Source organism: Parasedimentitalea huanghaiensis (genome assembly GCF_009753675.1).
GTDB lineage: Bacteria > Pseudomonadota > Alphaproteobacteria > Rhodobacterales > Rhodobacteraceae > Parasedimentitalea > Parasedimentitalea huanghaiensis.
The window spans coordinates 94392-119215 of sequence record NZ_WQLV01000002.1 but is presented as its reverse complement, the minus strand read 5'-3'; the positions used below and the strand labels follow the sequence as shown (position 1 = coordinate 119215).

General features: G+C 57.9%; 22 protein-coding genes. 7 read left to right on the top strand and 15 right to left on the bottom strand.

Translation table 11 applies throughout. The annotated features are described in order from the left end of the window. Positions 1–43: 43 nt before the first annotated feature. From GO984_RS04180 to GO984_RS04160, 5 genes are all read left to right on the top strand, one after another. Entirely contained in the window at positions 44–1243 is a 1200-nt protein-coding gene (locus tag GO984_RS04180; RefSeq protein WP_157021319.1) for an acyl-CoA dehydrogenase family protein, read from the top strand. Then, positions 1240–2373 (top strand): acyl-CoA dehydrogenase family protein, encoded by a 1134-nt coding sequence (locus tag GO984_RS04175; protein ID WP_157021318.1) that lies wholly within the window; start codon positions 1240–1242, stop codon positions 2371–2373. Before GO984_RS04180 ends, GO984_RS04175 begins: the two co-directional genes overlap by 4 nt. Beyond that, the gene (locus GO984_RS04170) at positions 2354–2770 is read left to right on the top strand and encodes a PaaI family thioesterase (RefSeq protein WP_245231003.1); all 417 of its coding nucleotides are present in this window, start codon (positions 2354–2356) and stop codon (positions 2768–2770) included. Before GO984_RS04175 ends, GO984_RS04170 begins: the two co-directional genes overlap by 20 nt. 83 nt (positions 2771–2853) lie before the next feature. After that, positions 2854–3327 carry a hypothetical protein gene (locus tag GO984_RS04165; RefSeq protein WP_157021316.1) on the top strand — a complete coding sequence of 158 codons (474 nt, stop codon included), beginning with the start codon at positions 2854–2856 and terminating at the stop codon, positions 3325–3327. A gap of 361 nt (positions 3328–3688) precedes the next feature. Then, complete coding sequence (locus GO984_RS04160) at positions 3689–5179, top strand: AMP-binding protein (protein ID WP_167740218.1); 1491 nt, start codon at positions 3689–3691, stop codon at positions 5177–5179. Positions 5180–5245: 66 nt separating this feature from the next. Here GO984_RS04160 and rpe read toward each other — a convergent pair whose 3' ends face one another. After that, positions 5246–5938 carry a ribulose-phosphate 3-epimerase gene (gene rpe / locus GO984_RS04155; protein WP_157021315.1) on the bottom strand — a complete coding sequence of 231 codons (693 nt, stop codon included), beginning with the start codon at positions 5936–5938 and terminating at the stop codon, positions 5246–5248. 93 nt (positions 5939–6031) lie between these two features. After that, positions 6032–6796, bottom strand: coding sequence for an SDR family oxidoreductase (locus GO984_RS04150; protein WP_157021314.1), 765 nt, complete (start codon positions 6794–6796; stop codon positions 6032–6034). A 96-nt stretch (positions 6797–6892) separates the two neighbouring features. Here GO984_RS04150 and GO984_RS04145 point away from each other — a divergent pair, with 96 nt between their 5' ends. After that, on the top strand, positions 6893–7783 hold the full coding sequence (locus GO984_RS04145) for a LysR family transcriptional regulator (protein ID WP_157021313.1): 891 nt from the start codon (positions 6893–6895) through the stop codon (positions 7781–7783). Between the two features lies 1 nt (position 7784). Here the strand turns inward: GO984_RS04145 and GO984_RS04140 are convergent, their stop codons facing one another. From GO984_RS04140 to GO984_RS04105, 8 genes are all read right to left on the bottom strand, one after another. Next, entirely contained in the window at positions 7785–7964 is a 180-nt protein-coding gene (locus GO984_RS04140; RefSeq protein WP_157021312.1) for a hypothetical protein, read from the bottom strand. 89 nt (positions 7965–8053) lie between these two features. Next, entirely contained in the window at positions 8054–8533 is a 480-nt protein-coding gene (locus GO984_RS04135; protein ID WP_138161502.1) for a class I SAM-dependent methyltransferase, read from the bottom strand. Then, positions 8530–9291 carry a polysaccharide deacetylase family protein gene (locus GO984_RS04130; protein WP_157021311.1) on the bottom strand — a complete coding sequence of 254 codons (762 nt, stop codon included), beginning with the start codon at positions 9289–9291 and terminating at the stop codon, positions 8530–8532. Before GO984_RS04130 ends, GO984_RS04135 begins: the two co-directional genes overlap by 4 nt. Next, positions 9288–10424 (bottom strand): glycosyltransferase family protein, encoded by a 1137-nt coding sequence (locus GO984_RS04125; RefSeq protein ID WP_157021310.1) that lies wholly within the window; start codon positions 10422–10424, stop codon positions 9288–9290. Before GO984_RS04125 ends, GO984_RS04130 begins: the two co-directional genes overlap by 4 nt. Next, positions 10421–11011, bottom strand: coding sequence for a histidine phosphatase family protein (locus GO984_RS04120; RefSeq protein WP_138161505.1), 591 nt, complete (start codon positions 11009–11011; stop codon positions 10421–10423). The genes GO984_RS04125 and GO984_RS04120 overlap by 4 nt, the downstream gene beginning before the upstream one ends. Beyond that, positions 11008–12096, bottom strand: coding sequence for a glycosyltransferase family 4 protein (locus tag GO984_RS04115; protein WP_157021309.1), 1089 nt, complete (start codon positions 12094–12096; stop codon positions 11008–11010). The genes GO984_RS04120 and GO984_RS04115 overlap by 4 nt, the downstream gene beginning before the upstream one ends. Continuing rightward, complete coding sequence (locus tag GO984_RS04110; protein WP_157021308.1) at positions 12093–13337, bottom strand: glycosyltransferase; 1245 nt, start codon at positions 13335–13337, stop codon at positions 12093–12095. The genes GO984_RS04115 and GO984_RS04110 overlap by 4 nt, the downstream gene beginning before the upstream one ends. Then, positions 13334–14560 carry a glycosyltransferase family protein gene (locus GO984_RS04105; protein ID WP_245231002.1) on the bottom strand — a complete coding sequence of 409 codons (1227 nt, stop codon included), beginning with the start codon at positions 14558–14560 and terminating at the stop codon, positions 13334–13336. The genes GO984_RS04110 and GO984_RS04105 overlap by 4 nt, the downstream gene beginning before the upstream one ends. Positions 14561–14986: 426 nt before the next feature. On the opposite strand from GO984_RS04105, the gene GO984_RS04100 reads away from it, so the two are divergent. Next, positions 14987–17323 (top strand): mechanosensitive ion channel family protein, encoded by a 2337-nt coding sequence (locus GO984_RS04100; RefSeq protein ID WP_157021307.1) that lies wholly within the window; start codon positions 14987–14989, stop codon positions 17321–17323. A 96-nt stretch (positions 17324–17419) separates the two neighbouring features. Here the strand turns inward: GO984_RS04100 and GO984_RS04095 are convergent, their stop codons facing one another. Genes GO984_RS04095 through GO984_RS04075 form a run of 5 tightly spaced genes read right to left on the bottom strand, consistent with a single transcriptional unit; the run spans position 17420 to position 24623 of the window. Beyond that, positions 17420–18763, bottom strand: coding sequence for a CoA transferase (locus GO984_RS04095; protein ID WP_157021306.1), 1344 nt, complete (start codon positions 18761–18763; stop codon positions 17420–17422). Further along, the gene (locus GO984_RS04090; RefSeq protein ID WP_157021305.1) at positions 18760–19914 is read right to left on the bottom strand and encodes an ABC transporter permease; all 1155 of its coding nucleotides are present in this window, start codon (positions 19912–19914) and stop codon (positions 18760–18762) included. Before GO984_RS04090 ends, GO984_RS04095 begins: the two co-directional genes overlap by 4 nt. Further along, positions 19911–20939, bottom strand: a complete 1029-nt coding sequence (locus GO984_RS04085) for an ABC transporter permease (RefSeq protein ID WP_138161511.1) — start codon at positions 20937–20939, stop codon at positions 19911–19913. Before GO984_RS04085 ends, GO984_RS04090 begins: the two co-directional genes overlap by 4 nt. Next, entirely contained in the window at positions 20939–22858 is a 1920-nt protein-coding gene (locus tag GO984_RS04080; RefSeq protein ID WP_157021304.1) for an ABC transporter substrate-binding protein, read from the bottom strand. Before GO984_RS04080 ends, GO984_RS04085 begins: the two co-directional genes overlap by 1 nt. Further along, the gene (locus tag GO984_RS04075; RefSeq protein WP_157021303.1) at positions 22851–24623 is read right to left on the bottom strand and encodes an ABC transporter ATP-binding protein; all 1773 of its coding nucleotides are present in this window, start codon (positions 24621–24623) and stop codon (positions 22851–22853) included. The genes GO984_RS04080 and GO984_RS04075 overlap by 8 nt, the downstream gene beginning before the upstream one ends. Positions 24624–24824: the final 201 nt, after the last annotated feature.

Here is a 24824-nt window from a genome sequence, read left to right as displayed (position 1 = left end):
GCCCGGCGTGCCGCCGAGCCAGACAGTGATAAGAGGAGTGTCCATGGACTTGAGTTTCTCTGCCAAAGAGCAGGCCTTTCGTGCAGAGGTGCGCGGGTTTCTCGCTGACAAGCTGCCGCCCGAATTGGCGCAAACCGTTCGCGATGGGCGGGGCCTTAGCAAAGACACCTACGAGCGCTGGCACGCGTTGCTAAATGAACAGGGTTGGCTGGCCCCCAACTGGCCAAAAGAGTTTGGCGGCTGTGAATGGAACGCGGTGCAGAGGCACATATTCGAGGACGAGTGTTGCCGCGCCCATGCGCCGCGTATCGTGCCCTTTGGTCTGTCGATGCTGGCGCCGGTCTTGCAGAAATTCGGCTCTAAACAACAGCAAGATCACTATCTACCCCGAATTCTGTCGAGCCAGGATTGGTGGTGTCAGGGGTATTCCGAACCCGGCGCTGGGTCTGATCTGGCCTCGCTGAAAACCAAGGCGGTGCGGGATGGTGACACCTACGTAGTCAACGGCCAGAAAACCTGGACCACACTTGGGCAATACGCCAACTGGATATTCTGTCTGGTTCGCACCGACCCTACCGTCAAACAGCAGGCCGGGATTTCGTTTCTGTTGATCGACATGGATACTCCGGGCGTCGAAGTTCGCCCAATCATCCTGCTGGATGGCACTCACGAAGTGAACGAGGTTTGGTTCACCGACGTCCGTGTACCGGTGGAAAATCTGGTCGGCGAGGAAAACAAGGGCTGGACCTACGCCAAGTACCTACTGACCCATGAGCGCACCAATATCGCTGGGGTCGGGTTCAGTCAGGCCGGGCTGGCAGCGGTGAAGCGGCTGGCCCGCAGCCAGATGCATCGGGGCCGCCCGTTGATTGAAAACCCACATTTTGCCGCTCGCGTAGCGCGCGCGGAAATTGACTTGATGGCCATGTCCACCACCAACCTGCGGATCATTTCGGGGGCCGCCAAAGGTCAGGCGCCGGGGGTGGAAAGCTCGATGCTCAAGGTTAAAGGCACGCAAATCCGACAGGAAATCAACGATCTCGCCCGCCGTGCTGCGGGTGTCTACGCGATGCCCTTTGCCTCCGAAGCGGTGGAAGGCAGCAATGAATCGCCCATTGGCCCCGAAGGCACGACCCATGTTGCAGCGCAGTACTTCAACAATCGCAAACTGTCGATCTTTGGCGGCAGCAACGAGATCCAGCGCAACATCATTGCCAAGGTCAAACTGGGAGGGGGCGCATGAACTTTGATCTGACGGATGAACGCCAGATGCTGCAAGACAGCCTGCGCCGGTTCCTCACTGACCGCTACACCACCCAAGTGCGCAACGACATCCTGAACAGCGATACCGGATACAGCGCCGAAATCTGGACGCAACTGGCGGAGCTGGGTATCATCGGCGCACTGTTCACCGAGGATCAGGGTGGCTATGGCGGTGCCGGTTTTGACATCGCCGTGGTATTCGAGGAACTGGGCCGCGCAGGTGTGGTAGAACCGTTTCTGGACAGTGCCGTGCTTGGCGGTGGGTTGATTGCAGCCCTTGGAACAGAGGCTCAGAAAACCCTGCTGGAGCAGGTGATCGACGGCTCTCTGCTTCTTGCCTTTGCCCATGGTGAACCCGCCAGCCGATATGACCTGTCGCATGTGCAAACCACCGCCAAGATGCAGGATGGCAGCATCGTCCTGTCTGGCCGCAAGGCGGTTGTGGTCAATGCCGAGGCCGCCGGTTTTCTGATTGTCTCAGCTCGTGAAGATGGTGCGGTGATGGATCAGGATGGGATCTCTCTGTTCCTAGTTCCTGCCGATACACCCGGCCTGTCACTGCGCGGCTATCCCTTACTGGCAGGTGGGCGCGCAGCAGAGGTCGAATTGGATAATGTCTCCCTACGGGCATCCTCGCGACTGGGTGTTGCCGGGCAGGCCTATCCGGTGATTACCGAACGTGCCGCCGCCGCCTCGGTTGCTCTGGCCGCTGAAACGCTGGGTGCAATGGAGACCGCAACCGTGCTGACCCGTGACTACCTGCAAACCCGCCAGCAGTTTGGTCGTCCTATCGGCAGCTTCCAAGCGCTGCAACACCGCATGGCCGACCTTTTGATCGAGCTGGAACAAGCGCGTTCTGCCGTCATCAACGCAGCCGGCCATCTAGAGGGTGAACCGTACCAGCGCGAGCTGCACATCGCAGCTGCCCGCAATTTGGTCGCCCGCACGGGGCGTTTGGTGTCCGAAGAAACGATCCAGCTGCACGGCGGTATTGCCATGACCCAGGAATACGAGCTCGCCCATATCGCAAAACGTATCACTATGGCTGACCACCGGTTTGGCGATGCCGACTATCACTTGGAGCAGTTTATTGACCTCAGCACCACCTGATCCCTTCCGTGAGATCAACGACCCGGGCTGCCAGCAATTGGTTGGCTACCGCACCCAAATGGATACCCGGGCAGGGTCGTGTGAGGTTACACTGGACCTGCAGCCACAACACCAGAACCGGATCGGAGTCTTGCACGGTGGCATTGTGGCTACCCTGCTGGATGTGGTCTGCGGCAACACTGCTTCGGCCTTTTTTGACCGTGAAAGCCATCCCAATCTGGTCACTGTTTCGCTGAACATCTCCTATGTCGCCGCCGCGCGGTCTGGGCCAGTGATCGCCACAGCAAAAGCCACCGGCGGAGGCCGCAGTATTGCCTATGTGAATGGAGAGTTGCGAGACGAGGATGGTGCGTTGCTGGCTACGGCAACGGGGATCTTCAAACGCGTACGGGGATGAGTAAGTGCACTGCGCTTCCTCAATAGTGGACTTCAAAACCATTCCGCGCAAAGATCAACATATTCATGATGTGAGGGATGAGTATGCGTTGGTTATTTGCAATTCTGATCAGTTTTTCCGCCACCGGGGCTTGGGCTGACGGGGTGGATCGCGATGCAATCTGCACCGAGCTGGCACAGGACTATGTCGAGAAACACCAGAAAAGCCGCGACTACCGACTGTATCGTATATTCGATTTCTACAGCAGCAAGATCGATGCCTGCATCCACGTCGAGGCCAAGCTGTTTGGCACCAGCGTTCAGGTGCGCGACCTGACAGGCGTGGTGTTCAAGGGACACGAAAACCTGCTGCTGGATTGTGATGCGCGTGGCATTGATGATGTCAGCATTGAAACGGTGCGGGTGCATCGTGGTGATGTTGAGGAGCTCCCGGTCAAAGACTGGATGAGTGACGGTTTGGGTGGGCCTGCCAGAACTGTAAAAACGGCTGAAATCCCATTGACGCGACGCGATTGCGAAGCCGCGTTAGAACGCTGGCTGGTCAGGTGGAACGGCTGAGAGCAGTGATTGCCAAAGCCGGGAGCTGCCAGAAATTTCAAATTTAACAACACTGTGCGCCTTGGCGAAAGCATGAAGAATCGGTCGCGATCCAGCACAATTTGCTGGAAAGACTGGATCGCTGTCACATTCACGGCAGAGATGAAAGGATTAACTAAGTGTACATATTTTAATGAGTCATCACATGGTGGAATACCTTACCAATGGTCAACGTGAGCGCCGACCTGTTGGCTGGCGACCGCAAATAACCCTGCCCATCGGGGGCACTGGTGCCGGATGTAAGTGACCTAGAGTGCCTTTCGCTCAATACGCCGAATTTTCTGTTTCAGGGGCCTGAGACTGCCCACTTAAGGAGTGTTTTGTGGATAAATGGCATGGATTTCTGGATGGGCAGTGCGCCCTTCGTCCAAACGCACCGGCGTTTTCTGACACAACAGGAACCCGTTGGAATTTCCGCGATCTATCAGTGGCCTGCGAGGCTCTGACGGCTGAGCTTAGATCCCATGGTGTCGAAGCTGGTGATCGCGTGATTGTGCTGTCGGAAAACTGCTGTGCTGCGGTGGCGGCATTGTTTGCAATCTCGCGCCTTGGGGCCGTAGCGGTGCCGGTGAACGCCCGGATGAGTGCGGCAGAAGTAAACCGAATTCTGGACCACGCGCGCCCAGCGGCCTTGTTGGCCACAACTGGAGTTTCAGAGGAGGCAGCAGGCCATGCCGTGCGGTTGAACGCCGTACCCTGCGAAGGAGTTTGGGGGCAGTTGCATCTGGCGTTACCCTATCCCAGCACGCCCCATGATGATCCGGAATTGGCCGTGCTGCTGTATACCACGGGGACCACCGGCGCTCCCAAGGGGGTGATGCTGAGCCATGCCAATATGTGTTTTGGCGGCAAAACCTCGGCCCAGCTGCGCGATATGACGGAGGAAGATGTCATCTATGGTGTGTTGCCGACGACTCATGTGTTCGGTTTGGCCTCGGTGGTGACGGCTGCGATCTATATTGGGGCTCAGGTGCGGCTTGAAACACGGTTCAGTCCTGCGAAACTTTATCTGGCGTTACAGGGTGGGGTAACACTGCTGTCGGCTGTACCTCAGATGCACGCCTTGCTGATGCAATACACCCGCGAGCAGGGTCATGAGAGCCTGCAAGACTGCCCGCTGCGCTATGTTTCTTCTGGGGCCGCGCCACTGGACCCGGACTGGAAACGCCGGGCAGAGGGTTTTTATGGCGTGGCCTTGCAAAACGGGTATGGCATGACCGAGACCACCGCTGGCATCTGTGCGACCCGTAGTTTGATTGGGGATCCTGACATCTCGGTTGGTCCTGCTTTGCCCGGGGTCGAGGTTCGAGTAGATCAAGATGTCGAAGGCGGCGGAGCCGGGCTGGGTGAGGTGCTGACACGCGGTCCACATGTCATGCTGGGGTATTATCAAAGTGCCGAGGAAACGGCGAAGGTGCTTGATGATGATGGGTGGTTACGGACCGGCGACTTGGGACGTCTTGATGACACTGGAATGTTGCACATTGAAGGCCGGGCCAAAGAGCTGATCATCCATGGTGGGTTCAATGTCTTCCCACCTGAAGTGGAGGCAGCCCTGAACGCTCATCCGCAGGTGGTGCAATCCGCTGTTGTTGGACGCAGAGTGCAGGGCGATGAACAGGTGCTTGCCTTTGTGCAGGTGGCAGATGGGGATGAACCCGACGAGGCTGATCTACGCGCTTTTGTTGCCGACCAACTGGCGGGCTATAAGCGACCCTCGCGGATTGTCATGGCCCGGTCGTTACCCGCCGCGCCAACAGGCAAGATCTTGAAGCATAAACTGTTGGACCACTTTGCCCCGCAGCTTATGTAGGGTTCGCGCTTGCGCGCACCGCTGTAGCGTCAAGGTGCGTGCAAGCACGCACCCTACACCTAACGCCTATGCCCAGACGCCTTCGGCCGCTGCGCGAATGTTGCGGATGTTTTCACCATAGGGGGCAGGGTTGCTGACAGAGCCACCTTTGAAAACTGCTGAGCCAGCCACCAGAACATCTGCCCCCGCAGCGGCAACCAGTGGCGCAGTAACCGGATCAACACCACCATCAATCTCAATGTGGATGGGACGATCGCCAATCAGTGCGCGCAACTGTTTGACCTTTTCGATCTGGCTGTGAATGAACTTTTGCCCGCCAAAACCAGGGTTCACCGTCATCACACAAATCAGGTCCACCATGTCGAGATAGTACTCAACCTCGGACACCGGAGTGCCGGGATTCAATGCCAGGCCAGATTTGGCGCCTGCCGCGCGGATCGCCTGCAGGGTGCGGTGAGTATGTGCACCGGCCTCCACATGGGCGGTGATCACATCTGCACCAGCCTTGGCAAAGCCTTCGATGTAGGGATCGACGGGGGCAATCATCAGGTGCACGTCCATTACGCCCTTGATGTGGGGGCGGATGGCGGCACAAGTTGCCGGGCCAAAGGTAATATTGGGCACAAAATGCCCGTCCATCACATCCACATGCACCCAGTCGGCGCCCTGGGCTTCGATGGCTGCGCATTCGGCGCCAAAGTTGGCGAAGTCGGCAGCAAGGATGGAGGGGGCAATTTTGATCTTGCGGTCAAAGGACATCGGGGTGTTCCCTTTAGCATTTGCGTTTGAGGGGCATATAGCCCCTCTTGCTGCAGGGTGATAGAGGCTTTTAGTGTCGCAGACCCGGGATGATTAGCCAGATACAGATGGCAAGCCGATCTCGGCACGACCCTGATCTGACTTGAGTGAGAAGTCTTGGCCGCGCCATGCATCGCCGCCCGGTCCGCAAAGATAGGCCAAAGACTTTGCCACCCAATCCGCTGGGATATGAACCGAGGGATCGAGTTTGCTGACGGGATTCAGGCCCGAGTCCCGTATGTTGCGTTGCATATCAGTGGCCACGGTACCGGGGCTAAGGCCGATGACGTTCAGGCCCTGGGCCCGGCACTCTTCGTCGCCGCAGCGGGTCAGCGACAGGACTGCAGCCTTGGTTGCACAGTAATGGCTCCAGCCTTCCAGAGCGCCGGTCGCCGCACCAGATGAGATGTTGAGAATGGTTCCGTGACCCTGTGCCACCATAACCGGAATGGCGGCGCGCATCCCGTGATAGACACCTTTGACATTGATGTCGGTGGCAATGCCCCAAGCCGCCGGATCACTGTCTTCAATCCGGGCAATCGGGTCGATCACACCAGCATTGTTGATCAGCACATCCACCGTTCCAAACTTTGCTTGTGCGGTGCTGATCAGCTCTGAGACCTGCTTCCAGTCACTGACATCGCAAGGAACAGCATATGCATTGGATCCCAGTTCATCGGCCAGGGCTGTGATTGCATCAACGCTGCGTGCAGCCAATACGACGTTTGCGCCAAGCTCTGACATGTGGCGGGCTGTGGCCTCGCCAATACCTCGGCTGGCACCTGTGATGATGATGGTTTTTCTTGCTAAGTCACTCATTTCGGTCTCCGTGTAGAAACATGAGCTCCAGATAGACGGTGCGAATTTTGCAAAACATGGTCGATCATTCACTATATTCATGCGCATATTGCACGAATGGATCTATCAACACTCAACACACTGCTGCTCGTCGCCCAACAAGGCAGTCTCGCTGGTGCTGCGCGCGTGCTGGACTTGGATCCGTCTTCGGTTTCGCGAACCTTGGCCACAGCCGAAGCGGAGCTGGGTTTAAGAATTTTCCAGCGCAGTACAAGGCGTCTGAACCTGACCGAAGAGGGGGAGAGCTATCTGACCCGCATCGCGCCTCTGGTCCAAGAGCTGGAGCTGGCTAACGAAGAGGCTCGAGCACAGCGCCAGCACCCGGTTGGGCCGTTGCGGATCTCGGCCTCGGTGGCCTTTGGACAGGTTTGCATGTTGCCGTTGCTACCCCAGTTTCGGGCGGAATTACCCGGTATTCAGCTGGATCTACACCTCAGTGACCTGAATGTGGATCTTGTTGGTGAGGGGATCGACATAGCCATCAGGTTGGCACCCGCTCCCAAGGGAGATCTGATCGGAACCCGCCTGAAAGGGGCACGCTATCATGTTTGTGCAGCGCCCGAATATCTGACCCGTGGCCCTGCACCAAACCATCCCAGCGACTTGGCCCAGGTCGATTGCCTGCGTCTGTCCTTGCCAGTGTACCGTAGTTGCTGGCAGTTTCGCGATCTTCAGGGCGCAGAGGTTGAAGTCGAGGTTGATGGGTCGTTGATCATATCAAACCCATTGGCCCTGCGCGAGGCCGCACGTTTGGGATTGGGCCCAACCCTGCTGGCCGATTGGCTGGTTGCAGATGATCTGGCCACGGGTCAGCTGGTTGATCTGTTCCCCAACTGGCAGGCCACCGCCACAATGTTTGAGACAGGAGTTTGGGCCTTGTATCCCAGTCGTTCTTATCTGCCCGCACGGGTGCGGGCGGGCTTGGATTTCTTCAAAGCCAACTTATAGGTCAGTCGTTGGTACCATCACCCGGAACAGACACATCATCAATGCCATGCGTAAAGCCGCTGCGTGATCTGAGCTTTTTGTGCGGCGTGGGTTTGGAAAACATCCCATACAAGATCGCGGCGACAACGGCACAGCCAAGCAACAGGGCCAATGCGGCGTAAACATATTCCATAAACATCATTGAAACCCTCTGAACACTGATCCTTGAATACAATTTTCGCGCTAGTATACGCGTGATCGCTCAGAGGGCCAGCGCGGGATGATCTGCGATTAGGCTGCCCTGTAGAACAGGTAACGCTCGGGTGGAATGCTCTCAGGTGCTTTCAGGGGTTCAAACCCCACCAGTGGCTGACCTGAAACAATGATCCCACCCGGTGCCATGACGGCAGCGATGGTGGGGGACAGGCGCGCGGCTTCAGCGACGTCCTCTTCCTTCACACCAAAGCCAAAGTCATAATGTGCCAGTGCCATTTTGTGACCCTGTTCTGCTAGTTGTGCCATCATCGGCTCGGCCTCGCCTTGCAGGAAGTTTTCCTTGGGAGGTACACAAGAGGGGTGGCATTGAAGAACACGGTCGATCACCCAAACGCGACGCTCAGGCAGGACCTCACGTAAGTGGTCATAGGTGCGGCCATTGCCCAGCCCCATATCCAACACATCTCCGTCCTGCGTTGATATCTGTTCGGCAGCCCAATTCAGCCCATCGCGCTGGGCGGTAAAGCGGCGGAGCATAGAATCCAGTCGGCTCATATCAAATTCCTTGTGTCAAAGGTCCAGGGGCGGGCAGGGCCAGCCATCAGGCGCGCGATCAGAGCTTCGGTAACGCGCCAGATCTTGGCGTCATGAACCAGATGATGGGTCAGAATACCATAGGGTTCTGTGTTATCAGCCCGTCCTAAGCGGCGGGCATTCAGTTGTTTGGTTACCTGATCCAGCAGCTGTTGCGGCGGCACCACCGAGCGGCTGCCTTTCCAGTGGATCGGGTCCACATGGGTGTTGATCTGCGCCAGCCCTTCGGCAGCGAGCGGAGCTTTGCGCGGGGTAAAGGTCGATAGCGCAGTAAAGCCAAGGCCGGGAAGCTCCTGAACCACTTCGGCGGCGATCCGGTTCCAGGGGGGCACAAACATCGGGACCAGTTCCGGCCCAAACAACTTCTGCAGGTCGCTCAGTCCCTGGCTGGCGTCTTTTATGATCTCATCAACCGGGCGATGCGCCCCAAATTCGGCCTTTTTCTCACCCTTCGGAGCGTGGCTGAGATGGGCCCACCCATGCACCACCGGGATTAGCTGAGTGGTCTCAGTCAGATAGTGAGCAAGCGTTTTGGTTGCGCCCTTCGGGATCACTGCCAGATGTACGGGCAGACCCAGTTTGGTTGAGAGGGCGGTCAGCTGATCCAGTTCTGCGGTGGGAGCAATCGCGTCATCATCGCGCCACCACAGCGGCAATGTCAGACCCTGATCCACCCAAGTCTGCAATTCTTGATCCAACGCGGCCCAGTCAGTACTCATGCGCGGCCCTCGGCCATGCCTATGGAGATCTCAACCGCACGGGCAGCGCCGTCAAACTGCAGCTCATTTGTCGCGCGGCGGGGGGATGTTATGGCGGCGTTAAGGGCTGTGCAGAGGCTCGCTGGTGTCAGATCGCTGCTGCGCAAGACTTCGATGCCGTCCAGAGGCGACAGGCTCTCAGCGCGCAATCCCTGCTCAACCTCTTTACCCGCATCAAACGGGATCAGAACAGATGGCGTTCCAGCCTGAAGCAGATCCAGCGCCGTATTGTAGCCGCACATACTGACTGAGGCCGCAGCGAGTGGCAGCATCTGGCGGAAGTCAGGGCGGGCGGCTTCGATGACTGCAGGTGATCCCTTGGCGGTTAGGCGTGCGATCCGGTCGGTCGCATCGCTGCCACCAACCAACAGACGCCACGGGATATCCGCCATCTGCGCGGCAGCAAGCAATGCGGTTTCAAACAGCGCATCGCCGACGCTGCCGCCACCGGCGCTGACCAAAACTTCGCCACGCCCAGCATTCTGCGGATGAGGCATCGCAGCGGGTGGGGCAACGTACCCTGTGTATCGTAGCTTGGCTTGCAACATTTCTGAGACCGGCCAACTGACTTCCAGCCGGGTGGCGACCGGGTCCGAATGGACCAGCACCGCGTCGTAGAACTCGGCGATCATCGCGTCTGCTTGTGTGGCCTTTTTGGGCTTAGAAGGTGGTGCCAGAATATCGCGGATTGATGCCAGCACCACCGGGCGACGGGGCTGCGCATGGGCTGTTCGCAGCAATGCCTGAAACTCGGCAGCGAGACTGCGCCGTCCAAAGGGGTATAATTCAGTGATCAGTATATCCGGCTGCATGTCAGAGAGCGCTGCACAAAGGGCGGTCTGCCGCCGGGCATAATATGCGGCTTCTGTGACCGTTCCGGTCTCATCCAGCAGTCGGGTGAAATCCACTCCGTCAGATCGCAGGGGTGGCAGTTGCAACAGCTCAACCTCGTCCGTGTTTAGCTGTGCTGCTGGAAACCCACCTGAGGCCACACGGACCTGATGTCCCGCGTCAGCAAAGGCGCGGCCCAGCGTCAGCGCCCGGCTGAGATGGCCGGTGCCTAACAGGTGGGTTACAGCAATCAGAACTTTCATACGGCGGCTGTACGCTTCGTCAGACGCACTGGTTCTGCGAGGGGGGTCAGAGTGTCACCATCGATTTCGACAACAAACAGCCGGTTGCGCTTGATTCTGAAGGGGGCGGGGCCGTCAAAGTTCCAGCCATAGGCACGCGCTAGGATCATCCGCATAATGCCAATGTGGCAAACTGCGACGGTGTCACGTTGCAGGCTGGCAACCCAAGGGGAGATACGCGCCCAGACCTCTCCCGGCGTTTCCCCATTTGGCGGACGATAGTCCCAGCCCCATTGTTCAATATCGCGAAACCCGCTGTTGGGGTCCGCCTTTAGGTCCAGCCCATGGGAGCCTTCCCAGTCTCCCCAAAACATTTCAGTCAAGGCCGGCGCGGTTTGTGGTTCGCGATCTGACACAATGCGGGCGGTTTCCGCTGCGCGCATCAGGGGGCTGGACCACAGGTCCGCGTGATCCCACGGCGCGGGCAGCGCAAAGGCAGCAAGGTCAGCGCGAGCCTCATCATCCAGTGGAATATCACTGCGGCCCTGAATGCGGCCTGCGCGGTTCCAGTGAGTGTGACCATGGCGCAAAAGAGCAAGGCGGATCATGTGGTAGCCTCCAGAAGGGGGGTAACGGCAGACCAAAACCGCGCAGTTGCGGCAGGTGCCAAATGAGTCTTGGATATCATCCTACGCGCGGCTGTGCCAAGGCTGGCACGCAGGGCCGGATCGGTCAGAAGGCCAGTAATTTGATGGGCCAACGCCTTTGGGCCATCCTCGGGTGTTGGGTAGGTGCCGGGCAGTAATACATCCCGCAGGCCCGGCCGATCCTGCGCTACAACCGGCAATCCGTGGCCTTGGGCCTCGAGGTAGACCATGCCAAAGGCCTCGTTTACGCCTGGCCACAGGAAAAGGCTGGCTCTGTCGTAGGCCGCTGCCATCTGTATGCGGTCCAGCTGGCCGAGAAAGGTAACGCGCGTGCCAAACGGGGCCATCAGTGTTTCGACCTCGGCACGGGCTGGCCCGTCGCCGGCAATCTGCAAGGACCAGTCTCCGGTTAGATGCACAAGGGTCTTGGCGATGATCTGGTATGAGGCCAGTTTGTCGCCGCTGCGCATCATGCCTGCGGTCAACATAGGACCTGTCAAACGGGCCGCCGACGGAAGCGTTTTTGCTGGCAGGAAGGGTGGGAAATGCACCAAGTTCTGGTTTTCAAAACGCTCACGTTTCAAGGTGATCAGGTCATTGGCTGTCAGATAGAAGATCACATCAGCCGCATCACAGGACCTATGGGCGGAGGTGGCGAACCCGGCCCACGGCCCGGATAACCGACTGGTGGCGCGGGTGCTTTCGATCTGTACATAGGGGATTTTGCGGGTATGGGCCACGATGGGGCCAATAAGATCTGGGGCCTTGTAGTAGTTGTGATAGGTGACCCAAAGATCCATGTCTGGCAGGGTATGGATCAGACGATCGGCTTCAGTTTTTGCCTGCGCGCGCAGATCCTCTTGCAACGCGCGGTCCCCTTGCTTGTCATAGATTTTCAGCTCGGAAACCAGATCAACAGATGCGCCGCCTGCAGCAACAATGGCCATCAAATTGCGTGCCATTTCCCGGTCACCCGACGGTACCGGGTGGTGCGGCGATTTCAGGGGCGCATAAAAGGCAACCCGTCGGCCCGCCCCTGTGATCATTGGCCTGCCAGCATCGCAGTCAGACGTTGGGACAGGCGGGTGATGCCGGGGCTCATACCAAATTCACATTTCAGCCGGGACAATGCCGCCTCAGCCATCTCAGCCGCCTGATCCGGATGCCGTGCAATTTGCAGCATGGCTTCAGCCAGGCATTCGGGCGCATCATCTGACAGCAATCCGTGGGTGCCTGTGGTGATGAATTCTGGGATTGCTGATACTGCGGTGGACAGGATTGGCAGGCGCTGCGACGCCGCCTCCATCAGCACGTTGGGCAACCCATCTCGATCCCCATCACTGGCGATGCGACTGGGCAGGACAAACAGATCAGCTGCGCGCATGGCGGCAATCACCTCGGGCTGGTCACAGGCGCCGCGCCAGTTGATCCGGTGATTGATCCCAGCCCTTATGGCCATGTCTTCAAGAGGCACCTTCAGGTCACCGCCGCCAATATGGGTCCAGTGCCAATCCAATCCCTCGGGCAGCAAGGCGAGTGCGGCAATTAAGTTGTCAAAGCCCTTTTTCTCAACCAGACGCCCGACTGACATCAGATGCAGCGGATCACCCGCCTTGCGCCAGACCCGATCCGGCGCGGCGGGAAATCGGCTTAGATCAAGGCCGTGGTAAATCAGGTCAACGCGGGTTGGATCGTCCGACATCTCTTGCAGATGTTTGGCGCCAAACCCGGTGCAGGTTGCTCCAAAGGCCGCGCCGTGATGGGCGCTGGACAGCTTTTCCGAAATCTCCCAATCGGGTGAGGTCCAGATGTCTTTGGCATGGGCTGAGAAGCTCCATGGCAATCCGCGTATGATAGCGGCGTAGCGTGCAACCGATGACGGCGTGTGAAGGAAATGCGCGTACATGCCCAGCACTGCATCCGGCATTTCAGCTGCCAGGACACAGGCCTGCCCAAAGCGGCGAATGCGGTTATGGGAGGGGTCGCGTTTCAGGTCGGTGCGCCAGATCCGGTAGGCCTCGGCATAGCCGGGCAGGGTCTGCGCTACATTTCGTGCACGCCAGACCCGGTCCGGTTCCTGATACAGATATTCGGGCAGGTAATTTACCTGTGCCTGCAACTGGTCATGTAACGGATGGCGTTTGACGTCGGTGGGATGACGGAGTGACCAGATCTCAAAACTATGTCCGGCTGCTTCCAGCGCGACAAGTTCCTGCGCGATAAATGTTTCGGACAGGCGAGGCCAGCCCTTGACCAAAACCGCTAGCGGCGGAGATGTATTGCTCATTCTGTCGTCTCTTGTTGGGCACTGGCAAGCAGGCTTGCGACACGGTTGGTGACATAGTCCAACCCGTCAAGCAGCCCATCTGATATGGCCGCTGAAGGTGGCTTTTGCTGATCCAGTGCCCGAATGGCGCGGATCATCGAGTCAGCGGTCATGCCATCGCGGTCTTCGTCCAGCATCGCAATCAGGCCCAACTGCTCAGCACGGCTTGCACGGATCCATTGCTCCAGACGTGGCGTGGTGCGCGGCACGATGACTGCGGGCTTGTCAAACGAGAGCACTTCGCAGAAGGTGTTGTACCCCCCCATGCAGACCACACTCTGCGCTCCGGCAAACAGGGTTTCGATCTTGGATTCAAATCCTACGGCAGTGACCCGTCCATTCAGTTGGGCGACACGGGTTTCGAATTGCTCGCGGGTGTCACCGGACAGGAACGGCCCATAGACCAGAACAGCGCGTGGGTTCAGATCTGGGTCGCGTTCATAGGCGGCCAACACCAGATCCACCATTGCAGCGCCATCGCCGCCGCCGCCCGGTGTGATCAGAATATAGGGTTGCTCGGGTGGTTCGCCCAAAGTGCCAAGATCGCGGCGCAGATAACCGGTGTAATGAGTGCGAGCCTGAACATCTGGGCTGAGGTCAAGCCCGGATGTTGGGTTGTAAATCGAGCGCAGCCCATAGACCCAAAGTTCGTCATAGAAGCCTTCGGTGGCCGGAATCGCGCCTTTGCGCTGCCACTCGGCGGCGAGAACATCGGGTTCGTCCAGCACGTCGCGCAGTCCTAACACCAGCCGCGCGCGACCACGCGATTTAAGCAGGTCCAGCGTTGGCAGTAGCTCTCCGCGAAAGCCGGTTGGTTCTTTGTCAACAATCAGGATGTCGGGGTCATATTGCTCGGCGGTCGAGCGGATCAGTCCAGCACGCAGGTCTGTGGTTTCATCAATGCTCATCCCCATGGTGCGGGAGGCATAAGACCCGTCCGAGCGTTTGATAACGCCGGGCAGGCGCACGTGGTCTACGCGGGTGGGAAAGGCAAACCGACCAGCCACGGGAGAGCCGGTCAGGATCAGGGCGGAGGCGTTAGGGTCAGCGGCGGTGATGGCTCCGGCCAGTGCGCGGGACCGGCGCAGGTGGCCCAGGCCAAATGTGTCATGGCTGTACAGCATCACCCGGGGCGGGCGTGAATCGTTGGTCGCGGGCGAGATGGTGGGAGTTTGAACTGTCATGGTCGAGCCTGAGCGGATGGGTCAATAAGTAAGATCGCGACAGGGCTATTTTGGCCTGCGGCAATGCAATAGAAGGCAGGCCGCGCGAGTCGGTGCACCGCCCATAGCGGCGCCAGATGCGGTGAAGGGAAACCCCTTGTCTGCTCGGCCATTGTTCGCCTCAGGTTGCGCAGCCAGCTCCCAAAATTGGGGTCAGGCACGGTCCATGTTTTTTCGCGCGTCCCTGCGGAACACCCGGTTGCAAATTGCGTTGCAGACGGACCTCCGCGCCCGGAGGCTCGCGAACACAAAATGTATAGCCTGCGCGCAAAAAACATGCAATCAGCCGGGGGTCAACAATGCACAAAGTTGCGTATGGTCGTTGGGTTTGCGCTGCTGCCTCGGCTGGGCTATTTTTGCACAAATCACCCGAGGACCATCTTTCCCATGACACATTTGTTTTTTCGGTTTCTGTTGAGCGGCTTGCTGGCATTGATGCTGGCAGTTCCGCTGGCCTCACCCCTGGCTGCACAAAGCGATGACGCCAGCAGCGCCGAAGCACTGGCCAAGGCGATCGAACTGGCCGCCGACAGTGGCGTTGGTGTTATTGTTCTGGATGGTCGAGGTCAGTTGGTTGGCGGCAGTGTCGAGGATCAGGCGGCAGACGAGTCGGCGGATGGGATGGGGGGGCCATCTGCGTTGATGCAGGTGCAATCCGAAGTCGACAAGTTCCGTCAAGAGCTGCGCAGCAGGTTGGCAGCCTTACCCTATGCCAAAGTGGAAGTAGCGTATATTCTGAAACAGACCAGCCCGGACGGACGCATTCGAACCTATCTGGAGATCTTGGGCTGGTCTGTGTTTCTGCTGTTGATTGGTCGTTGGCTCTCAATTGAGATCTACGGCAAACGGATCGCCAAGCGTTTGGTTGTCGGGCGGGTCAAAGCCGACCCCGAAGGCTATCGCGATAAAATGCCATTCTTGGTGTTTCGATTTGTCATGGGGATGGGAGCCACCATCTTTGCGATGATTTTTGCGGGGCTGGCGGGCTATCTAATTTTTGGCCCCGCCGAGGACAGCTCGGTTAAATTTACTGTTACAGCGGTTTACACAGCCTATTTCCTGGCCTGCACCGCGTCGGACCTGTGGCGCATGGTGCTTTCACCCTATCTTAGCCAGTACCGTATTCCGGTTTTCTCAGACCGTGACGCCAGACGCCTGTATCTTTGGGCCTCCATTTTGGCGACCTATGATATTTGTTCGATCCTGTTTGCCACCTGGGTTGGTGATTTTGGCTTGAACTACAATTTGTATGCATTGGTGCATGGTGTGCTGACCCTGGTCGCAACCATCGGCAATCTGGCAATGGTGCTTTTCAATGCCCGCGCCATTACCAATGCGATCCGCGCCGGGAAGCCAAAGGCTGAATGTAGCTGGCTGGTGCAGGGGTTAAGCACCATCTGGGCCCCACTTGTGATGGCCTATATGATGTTTGGCTGGCTGAACCTGGCGTTTGATCTGGTGCTGGAACGCGAAGCACCGATCCCACTGATGGTGGGAACCTATATGGTGCTGACGTTGATCCTGATTGTTTACGGGGTCATAAACTATGTGATCGAACGCTTCTTTGATCGGTCGCGTCAGGTGCAACAGTTGAACGAGGAACTGGCCGAGGCCGAGGGCATGGAAATGATGCCCATAGATGATGATATACGGCCAGCCCGTCCGGTGCATCCGATTGCCACCTTTGAGGATCTGGCGCGCCGGGTGGCAGGTATTCTGGCTTTTGTGGTCGGTGGCTTTGCACTGATCCGGGTTTGGAATCCAGATGTGAACTGGATGGCTGACTCGGTTGGTGAAAGAGTAACGGATGTTATCTCTATTCTGTTCATCGGCTATATCATCTATCACCTGTTCCGGATCTGGATCGACAGCAAGATCGCGGAAGAGACCGTCGATACGGAGGATGGTGAACTCGGCGATGAGGGGGGCGAAACAGGAGCCAGCCGGTTGGCAACACTGCTGCCGTTGTTTCGGGGGGCAATTCTGGCGGTGGTTGTGGTTTCCATTGGCCTGATTGTGCTGCTGGAGCTGGGCATCAACGTCAGCCCGCTGTTTGCGGGTGCGGGTGTGGTTGGTCTGGCCATCGGCTTTGGTTCGCAGACTCTGGTGCGCGACATCTTCTCAGGCGCATTCTTTCTGGTCGATGATGCGTTCCGCAAAGGGGAATACATCGACATTGGCGATGTGAAGGGCACGGTTGAAAAGATCTCGGTCCGGTCGTTCCAGCTGCGGCACCATCTGGGCGCGTTGCAGACCATTCCCTTTGGTGAAATCCGGGTGTTGACCAACTATTCCCGTGACTGGGTGATCATGAAGTTGCCGCTGCGGGTGACCTATGACACCGATGTCGAAAAAGTGCGTAAGCTGATCAAGAAACTAGGCAAAGAACTGCTGAACGATCCGGTGATTGGTGATAACTTTATCCAACCCCTGAAATCGCAGGGCGTGATTGAAATGCAGGACTCTGCGATGATCATCCGGGTCAAATTCATGACCAAACCGGGGGATCAATGGCTGGTGCGCAAAAAGGTCTACGAAGAAATCCGTCAATTGTTCGAGCGCGAGGATATCCATTTTGCCCACCGCGAGGTCACTGTACGCCTGGCTGAAGGTAAACCCGAAGATCTGAACCAGAAACAGAAAGAGGCGGTAACCGGTGCGGTGCAAGCTGCGATGGATGGGGATCTGTTGGACGAAGGTGGTGGGGCTGGCGACGACCGCTAGCCGCTTTCAAACACCCAAACGCTCCCGCCGTCGCACTGGGCCGCTGTCGCGGCCCGTTTGACGTTGGGCATGGCGCTGCGGCTAGGCCGCAGCGCGTCAGAGCCAGATTGCGCCGGATGTGCCGAGTTGGCTGGCGGGAAGGTCCCATGACATCGAGGTTGTGGACAGCGACAGTGGGGCGGTCAGGCGCTGACCAATCCCCCAGCCACTGTGTTCGGGCAGGGCCGCAAAGTCACTATTCTGCGCGGAGGTGATATCCGAGCCTACCGCATCTTTTGACAGATCAGCCAGCAATGTAGCAGTGCGCGCAAGCGACAGGCGCGCCTGAGGTACTGGGTTTCCTTGAGTGGCGGCGGTCAGGGCAGACAGGACAGTAGCGGCCATCAGGTACCCGGTTGCGTGATCCAACGCCTGTACCGGTAGCGGTGTCGGGATGTCGGAACCGGACCAGCGACGCCCGGCCTCCGCAATGCCGCTGCTCATCTGGACCAAGCTGTCAAAACCACGTCGGTTTGCCCAAGGCCCACTCCAGCCATAGGCATTCAGGGTGACCTCAATCAGGTTCGGAGCCAGTTGACCGCGGGCTTCCAGATCATAGCCCAACCCATCAAGTGCGCCGGGGCGGTAGCCATGCACCAACACGTCGGCATTGGCCAGAAGGGTTTCAAATGTGCGGCGGTCCTGTGCATGGCACAGATCAAGATAGGTGCAACGTTTGCCCAGCGAAATATCGGGGATAACGCCCGGTTCATCCCAGCCGGGCGGATCAATCCGCAGCACCTCTGCGCCAAACCCAGCCAGAGTTCGGGTTGCAATCGGGCCGGCCAGAACACGAGTCAGGTCAAGCACGCGCAGCCCAGCCAATGGTCGTTCTGCGGTGGCTTGCGGTCGGGGGCGCATGGCGACTGTGCGTGGCGCTACCCAGTCGATCAAGGGGTCTGAGGTGACGGCCTGACCTTGAGCGTGCGTCAGCCAATCAGACTGGGAGCGCATGGCGGCAGCAACACCACCACCGTCGACAATGGCGCCTTCCAATGCGTCCCCTTGCCATTTGCGCACTGCGGTGGTCACGGCATCCCGGGTATTTGCGCAATCAAGCACCTGTAAAGCCGCGGCACGGTGATGGGGCAGGTTGGTGTGTAGGCGTATCCAGCCGTCAGCGCATTGATAGTTACCGGCGATGGCGTCCCAAAGGCTGGGCATGTCCCACCCGCTGGGACGGAAGCTGTAGCCATACCACAGCGATGCGAGGCGCTGATGAACCGTGATCTGCGGTTGCTGTTTGGCAAGGTCCAGAGCCCGTATCAGCCCAGCCAGTTCTGATCCGACTGCAGCCAGCGAGGCCGTGGCCAGCTCTGTCACCGCAAAGGCGCTGGGAAGTTGGCCTGACCCGGTAACCTTGTAGGTCGCAGGGTCAGGTAGGGTGCGCAGCAGGGTCAATGCTGGTACGGGTCAAGACTGTCGCGCAGCCCATCGCCAAGGAAGTTGAAGGCCAAAACCACGATAATGATCGGTAGCATTGGGATGGCGGTCCAGGGGTAGATCTCGATTGAGGCGAGGTTCTGGGCGTCATTCAGCATCACCCCCCAACTTACCGCCGGCGCCCGCAGGCCGAGGCCAAGGAAAGACAGCGCTGTTTCGCCAAGGATCATTGCCGGAATCGACAGGGTCGCTGATGCAATCAGATGTGACATGAAATTGGGCAGCATGTGTTTGCGGATGACCCGACCGGGGCTGGCCCCCATCATTTCGGCGGCGCGGACATATTCCTCTTCGCGTAGCGACAGGAACTTGGCGCGTACGGAACGGGCTAAGCCGGGCCAGTCCAGAATGCCGAGGATCACCGAGATGATGAAGAACACCGCCACTGGTCCCCAGTTTGATGGCACCGCTGCGGATAGGGCTAACCAGAGTGGCAGCTCTGGCAGCGAGCGCAGAATTTCAATCACCCGGTTGACGCACCAATCAATTCGACCACCGAAGTATCCGGCTATTGATCCAAAGGTGATACCCAGCAGGAACGACACGGTGATGCCGATGATGCCCACGGTCAGGGACAATTGTGCGCCGTATAAAATCCGGCTGAACACGTCGCGTCCCAACCGGTCAGAGCCCCAAAGGAAAATTGTGGCATCACCGGGGGCGCAGAACAGGTGGGTGTTGGTCGGGATGAAGCCAGCCAGCCCGTATTCCTTGCCCTCGCAAAAGAACTCAAGCTTGGCGGGGTTGTCGGTATCCGGCACGAACTCCCACTGGAAGGTTTCCAGATTGGCCTCGGACGTCATCGGATAGATGTAGGGGCCGATAAACTCACCTTCGTGGAAGAAGTTGATCGACTGGGGCGGCGAATAGAGATGATCGGGGTGGCGTTCGTTGGCGGTGTAAGGCGCGATGAAGCCCGCAAAGGGCAGCATTAGATAGCTGACCAGGAGGAAGATGCCCGAGATCAGGCCCAGCTTATGGGTCTTGAACTGGCGCCAGATCAGCACCCAGTTGGGGGCGTCCAGATCTGTGCGCTCGAGCTGTTGCAGCGAAACGTTGGCGTCATAAGGGGCGTCGTCGACAAAGCGACCATCAGGAAGTTCGGTCATGTCTCACGCCCCTCATATCGAATGCGGGGATCGAGCAGCACCAGCAGCACGTCTGAAATCATTGTGCCCATCAGCGTCAGCAAGGCGACGAACATCAGCACAAAGGCCGACAGGAACAGGTCCTGTGTTTTAAGCGCGGTCAGCAGTGTGGGGCCGATGGTTTGCAGGCCCAGCACCACCGAGACCAAAACAGAACCGGAAACCATCGAAGGCAGCAGGTTCCCGATGTCGGCGACAAAGGGATTAAAAGCCATGCGCAGCGGGTATTTGGTCAACATCCGGGCCGGGGCCATGCCTTTGGCCACAGCTGTTTCCACATAAGGCTTGCCCAGCTCATCCAGAAGGTTGGCACGCAGGCGTTGCATCATGGCGGCGGCACCGGATGTACCAATGACAAAGGTGGGAACAATCAGGTGGATCAGAATCGACTTGGTTTTGTCCCAACTAAGCGGTTCGCCTTCGTAGATCGGGTCCATCAAACCGCCAATGGGCAGGTCGAAATACTTGTGCCCATAGTAGAACAGGATCAGCGCCAGAAGAAAGTTGGGGGTCGCAAGCCCAAGATAGCCGACAAAGGCCGAGGTGTAGTCAACCCATGTGCGGGATCGCGCGGCGGCGATGACACCTAGCGGCAATGCGACAAGGTAGACAAACAGAACCGCAGCCAGATTGACAAGCACAGTCAGCCATAGGCTGTCACCAACGATTTCGGCGACCGGTTGGTCAAACTCAAACGACCAGCCAAAATTTCCCTGGATCAAGCCGGAAAAGCCGTGCGGGCCGGGGATGAAGCCAACCCAGATCAGGTATTGCTGATAAAGCGGACGGTCGAGTGCATATTCTGTGCGTAGGAATTCGGCCTTGGCCACGCCTGCCGATTGTCCCGAGGCCCGCAGCTCGGCGATCTGGTTGCTGAGATAGTCACCGGGTGGCAGGTTGATGATGGCAAAGACCATCACCGACACCACCAGCAGCGTTAGCAGCATGGTGCCAAACCGGTAGATCGCGTAGCGCAGGATCTCCATCAGCCGTCACCACCCTCAAAGAAAAACTCATCCGGACGGTGGACGCCAAAGTGAGCCCCCGGTTCCCAGGCCCAGATGCCTTTGGTTGGGACGTTGCGCAGATTCTTGTTGACCACAACGGGTTGCGGCGCGCCGGCCAGAATACCGATACCATAAACCTGTTCCGAGTGGATCTTGAGCATTTCTTCCCAAGCTGCTGTGCGTTCCGCATCCGAAGTGGCGATTTCCCAATTGTGGAACAGCTCCATCAACCGCTGGGCTTCGGGTAAGTCTGGTGTTTCGCCTGCTTCTCCACCGGTCTGATAGAACTGACCCCATTTAGGCCATGCCAGAAAGACTTGATCGGTTGGCGCCAAATAGGAAGGAGAGGTATAAGACTGCGGTAGCCCGTTGTCCCAGCCGAACCAGACCGAAGCCATGGAGGTGCCAGAGAATACCCGGTTGCGTAGAATGTCACGGTCCAGCGGGCGCATGATCAGTTTGACACCAACATCACGCCAGTCATCCGTGATGATCTGCAGGGCGTTTTCAACCTCTTGACGTTCCCCGGCGGTCTCGATCACAAACTCCATTGGGCGCCCATCGGGCAGCTTGCGGATGCCGTACTTGTCTTTTTCGGTCAGGCCGGCTTCGTCCAGTAGGCTGTTGGCCATTTCCGGATCCCAAGAGGCCCAAGCTGCACGCAAGTCGGCATCAAAGAAAGGGCTGCTTTCGAGCACAGACATGGCGCCTGGTTTGGCAAGCTTGAAGTACAGAGCCTTGTTGATGGAGTCGCGGTTGATAGCCAACGACAGGGCGCGGCGGACCCGGACATCGCGGAGCACTGCGCGCCAAGTATCGTCATTTACGTTCAGATTGGGATAGATGGCGATTTGTGATGCGGTGCCAGTGCCCCAAAGGTAGGTTTCATAGTTGCCACCATCTGCCTCACCTTTGCGCAAGATAGCGATATCGCGAAAGCCCAGGCCGCGCGCCTGCAAGTCAGCCTCGCCTGCGTTGGATTTGGCGGCGACCAGTCCGCCAGACACGATCTCCATTTCGACCACGTCAATGTAAGGCAGCTGGACGCCGTTCTTATCGATGCGGTGATAGTAGGGGTTGCGCACGAACATGTGCCGAATTTTCTTGCCCGAGGTGGAGTTCATCCAGGGCTGCAAAGTTGGCAGTTCGTGGTTGTCGAACTTGTACATGTTGTCGCGTCTGTTGTGCAGTGCGGCCCAGCTTTTGACACGGGCATCATCCACTTCGAACGCCAGCTGCTCCGGATCGGCGTAATCAGCGTGATACTTTTTCAGGAACTCCGACGGGCGGAAAATAAAGGGCGGGCGGGCCTGTGCCAGACTTTGCAGAAAGTTGGGGTTAGGGTTGTCCCATTCATAGATAACAGTCTGCGGGTCGGGGAAACTGACGCGGGGCAACTCGCCTTCGATGCGCAGAAAATCTGGCGGTCCGGTGGGGCTGAGAAGGGTATTGTTGGCAACATCATTCCACCAGTATTCAAAATCTGCCGAGGTAAAAGCGTCGCCGTTGGACCAACGGTGGCCGGGGCGCAGGTTCAGGGTGAAGCGGCGGTTGTCCTCGTTTTCAAACGACATCAACAGATCGGGGCGCAGTTCGTAATTGGCATCATACCCGACGAGCCGGGCATAGCCATAAACCACCATTTGACGAATGTCTTTGGAACGCGTGATCATGGTGTTCAGAGTGCCACCCTGTACCCCCGGAGTGCGATCTCGCGCGGCCAGGTCGACCATAAGCGGTACTTCGGGGACGCGATCAGCGGCGGGGGGCAGATTGCCGGCATCTACTTCCTGACTCCAGAAGTCACTTTCTTGCACATCGGGTGCCGCTAAGCTGCTTAGCGGGGTCATCAGCGCCGCAACGGCCAGTGCACAAATTGATTTTGGGAAATTAAACATGGCAACGTACCTTATGTCCGGGTTCCACCTGTACCAATGACGGTATCTCGGTGTCGGAAAAACGAAAATGATCGGGCCAGCTTTCGGGCGAGCCAGCACCCAGGGCCACCAATTTGAGATCAATAGGCCGGTCAATGTCCGGCTCGGGCTGAGCAGCAATCAATGCTTTGGTGTAGGGGTGTTTTGGGTTGTGGAATAATGTGTCCGGCGGCGCTTGTTCAACCACCAGTCCGGCCCGCATCACGGCCACTTCGTCCGCTATCCGGGCGACGACAGCGAGATCGTGACTGATGAACAGATAAGACAGATTTTTACGGTCACGGATGTCTTCCAGCAATTGAAGGATTTGTTCTTGCACAGAGACGTCCAAGGCCGAAGTCGGCTCGTCACAAACCAACAGCGACGGGTCTAACATCAGCGCCCGGGCAATTGACAATCTCTGGCGCTGACCACCGGAAAAGGCATGCGGATAGCGTTGCAGCATATCCGGATCAAGCCCCACCAATCTCAGCATATCAGCCGCCTGGTCGCGGCGTTCGAGCTTGGAACCGATACCATGGATATCAAGGGGTTCAACCAGCGCGTCAAGAATCCGCATCCGTGGTGACAGGGATGAATAGGGATCCTGAAACACCATCTGCGCTTCGCGCTGGAACGCAGTGCGGGCAGCGCGCGACATGTGATGTACGCCAATGGGATTGGATTGTGATGTGGCGCGAAACAGTACTTCGCCACCCTCGTCGGGCAGCTCTGCGCCCAAAGCAATCCGTGCAGCAGTGGTTTTCCCCGAGCCACTTTCGCCTACAATCGCCAATGTCTTACCGCGTTGTAGCGAAAAGTCGACGCCGCGGCAGGCGTGGATTTTGGTCTCAGCCTTCCAGCTTTTGCCTGCGCGCATTGAATAGGTTTTTGAGACGGATTTCATCTGCAGGATCAGATCGTCCAGTGGCAGCTCTGGTGCGTTCACTGGATTGGCCGGGATGGCTGGTGCAGCGTCAAATAGCTGCTGAGTGTAGGCATGGGCAGGCGAGCGTAACAGGGGTTCGGCTGCTCCGGACTCCATCACTTGGCCTTTGTGCATCACCACAACTTGTTCGGCCATATTGGCCACAACGCCCAGATCATGGGTGACCAGGATCATCGCCATACCTGTGTCGCGTTGCAGTTCTTTCATCAGCCCCAGGACTTGGGCCTGCGTCGTGACATCCAGTGCAGTTGTTGGCTCGTCCGCGATCAACAAGTCAGGTTTAGCGACCATGGCCATGGCAATCATTGCGCGCTGACGCATACCGCCGGACAGTTCAAACGGATAAGACTTGTAGGCGCGTTCTGGGTCTGGGAAACCGACACGCTCAAAACACTCCAGCACTTCTTTACGGGCTGCGGCTTCTCGGGTTCGTCCATGTAGCCACAGCACTTCGGAGACCTGATTGCCAATCCGGTGTAGCGGCGACAGTGATCGCATCGGCTCTTGAAAGATCATCGAGATTGTATTGCCGCGCACGTTTCGCATTTGACGTTCGCTGAGTGTTGTTAGCTCTTGCACGCCGTTGCTGCCATTCAATCGGACGGTGCCAGAATGAATACGAGCAGCGCGTGGCAGAATCCGCAAAACGGCCCGACAGGTCACTGTTTTGCCTGAGCCACTTTCGCCAACCAGCGCCAGCGTCTCACCAGGGTTCACCTGAAAACTGACGTCACGAACCACGGGCTCACCAGCGCCAAAGCCAATGCTGAGATTTCCTACTGATAGCAAAGGCTGCATTCAGCCCCACCCAACCATTTGTTGTGCCGCTATCATGATCTTCCCCCTTGTTTTTTGCCACCATCGCGTGCCGGGGCCTCACTAGTCAAACCCCATTTGTCCAGAGACGGTGCACAAGCGGGGAATTTCAACCGTTTAGGTATCAAAAAAACAGATTTCAGCAAGTTGGAGCTCTGGTATTCCATTGCGCTACACATTTGC

What these genes read in the sequence shown, in the direction of transcription:
- rpe (WP_157021315.1), bottom strand. Translation starts at nt 5,938, where the DNA reads ATGTCCTTTGACCGCAAGATCAAAATTGCCCCCTCCATCCTTGCTGCC.
- GO984_RS04145 (WP_157021313.1), top strand. Translation starts at nt 6,893, where the DNA reads ATGGATCTATCAACACTCAACACACTGCTGCTCGTCGCCCAACAAGGC.
- GO984_RS04180 (WP_157021319.1), top strand. Translation starts at nt 44, where the DNA reads ATGGACTTGAGTTTCTCTGCCAAAGAGCAGGCCTTTCGTGCAGAGGTG.
- GO984_RS04130 (WP_157021311.1), bottom strand. Translation starts at nt 9,291, where the DNA reads ATGAGTACTGACTGGGCCGCGTTGGATCAAGAATTGCAGACTTGGGTG.
- GO984_RS04165 (WP_157021316.1), top strand. Translation starts at nt 2,854, where the DNA reads ATGCGTTGGTTATTTGCAATTCTGATCAGTTTTTCCGCCACCGGGGCT.
- GO984_RS04115 (WP_157021309.1), bottom strand. Translation starts at nt 12,096, where the DNA reads ATGATCACAGGGGCGGGCCGACGGGTTGCCTTTTATGCGCCCCTGAAA.
- GO984_RS04085 (WP_138161511.1), bottom strand. Translation starts at nt 20,939, where the DNA reads ATGGAGATCCTGCGCTACGCGATCTACCGGTTTGGCACCATGCTGCTA.
- GO984_RS04090 (WP_157021305.1), bottom strand. Translation starts at nt 19,914, where the DNA reads ATGACCGAACTTCCTGATGGTCGCTTTGTCGACGACGCCCCTTATGAC.
- GO984_RS04100 (WP_157021307.1), top strand. Translation starts at nt 14,987, where the DNA reads ATGACACATTTGTTTTTTCGGTTTCTGTTGAGCGGCTTGCTGGCATTG.
- GO984_RS04110 (WP_157021308.1), bottom strand. Translation starts at nt 13,337, where the DNA reads ATGAGCAATACATCTCCGCCGCTAGCGGTTTTGGTCAAGGGCTGGCCT.
- GO984_RS04080 (WP_157021304.1), bottom strand. Translation starts at nt 22,858, where the DNA reads ATGTTTAATTTCCCAAAATCAATTTGTGCACTGGCCGTTGCGGCGCTG.
- GO984_RS04150 (WP_157021314.1), bottom strand. Translation starts at nt 6,796, where the DNA reads ATGAGTGACTTAGCAAGAAAAACCATCATCATCACAGGTGCCAGCCGA.
- GO984_RS04105 (WP_245231002.1), bottom strand. Translation starts at nt 14,560, where the DNA reads ATGACAGTTCAAACTCCCACCATCTCGCCCGCGACCAACGATTCACGC.
- GO984_RS04140 (WP_157021312.1), bottom strand. Translation starts at nt 7,964, where the DNA reads ATGATGTTTATGGAATATGTTTACGCCGCATTGGCCCTGTTGCTTGGC.
- GO984_RS04125 (WP_157021310.1), bottom strand. Translation starts at nt 10,424, where the DNA reads ATGAAAGTTCTGATTGCTGTAACCCACCTGTTAGGCACCGGCCATCTC.
- GO984_RS04175 (WP_157021318.1), top strand. Translation starts at nt 1,240, where the DNA reads ATGAACTTTGATCTGACGGATGAACGCCAGATGCTGCAAGACAGCCTG.
- GO984_RS04120 (WP_138161505.1), bottom strand. Translation starts at nt 11,011, where the DNA reads ATGATCCGCCTTGCTCTTTTGCGCCATGGTCACACTCACTGGAACCGC.
- GO984_RS04075 (WP_157021303.1), bottom strand. Translation starts at nt 24,623, where the DNA reads ATGCAGCCTTTGCTATCAGTAGGAAATCTCAGCATTGGCTTTGGCGCT.
- GO984_RS04135 (WP_138161502.1), bottom strand. Translation starts at nt 8,533, where the DNA reads ATGAGCCGACTGGATTCTATGCTCCGCCGCTTTACCGCCCAGCGCGAT.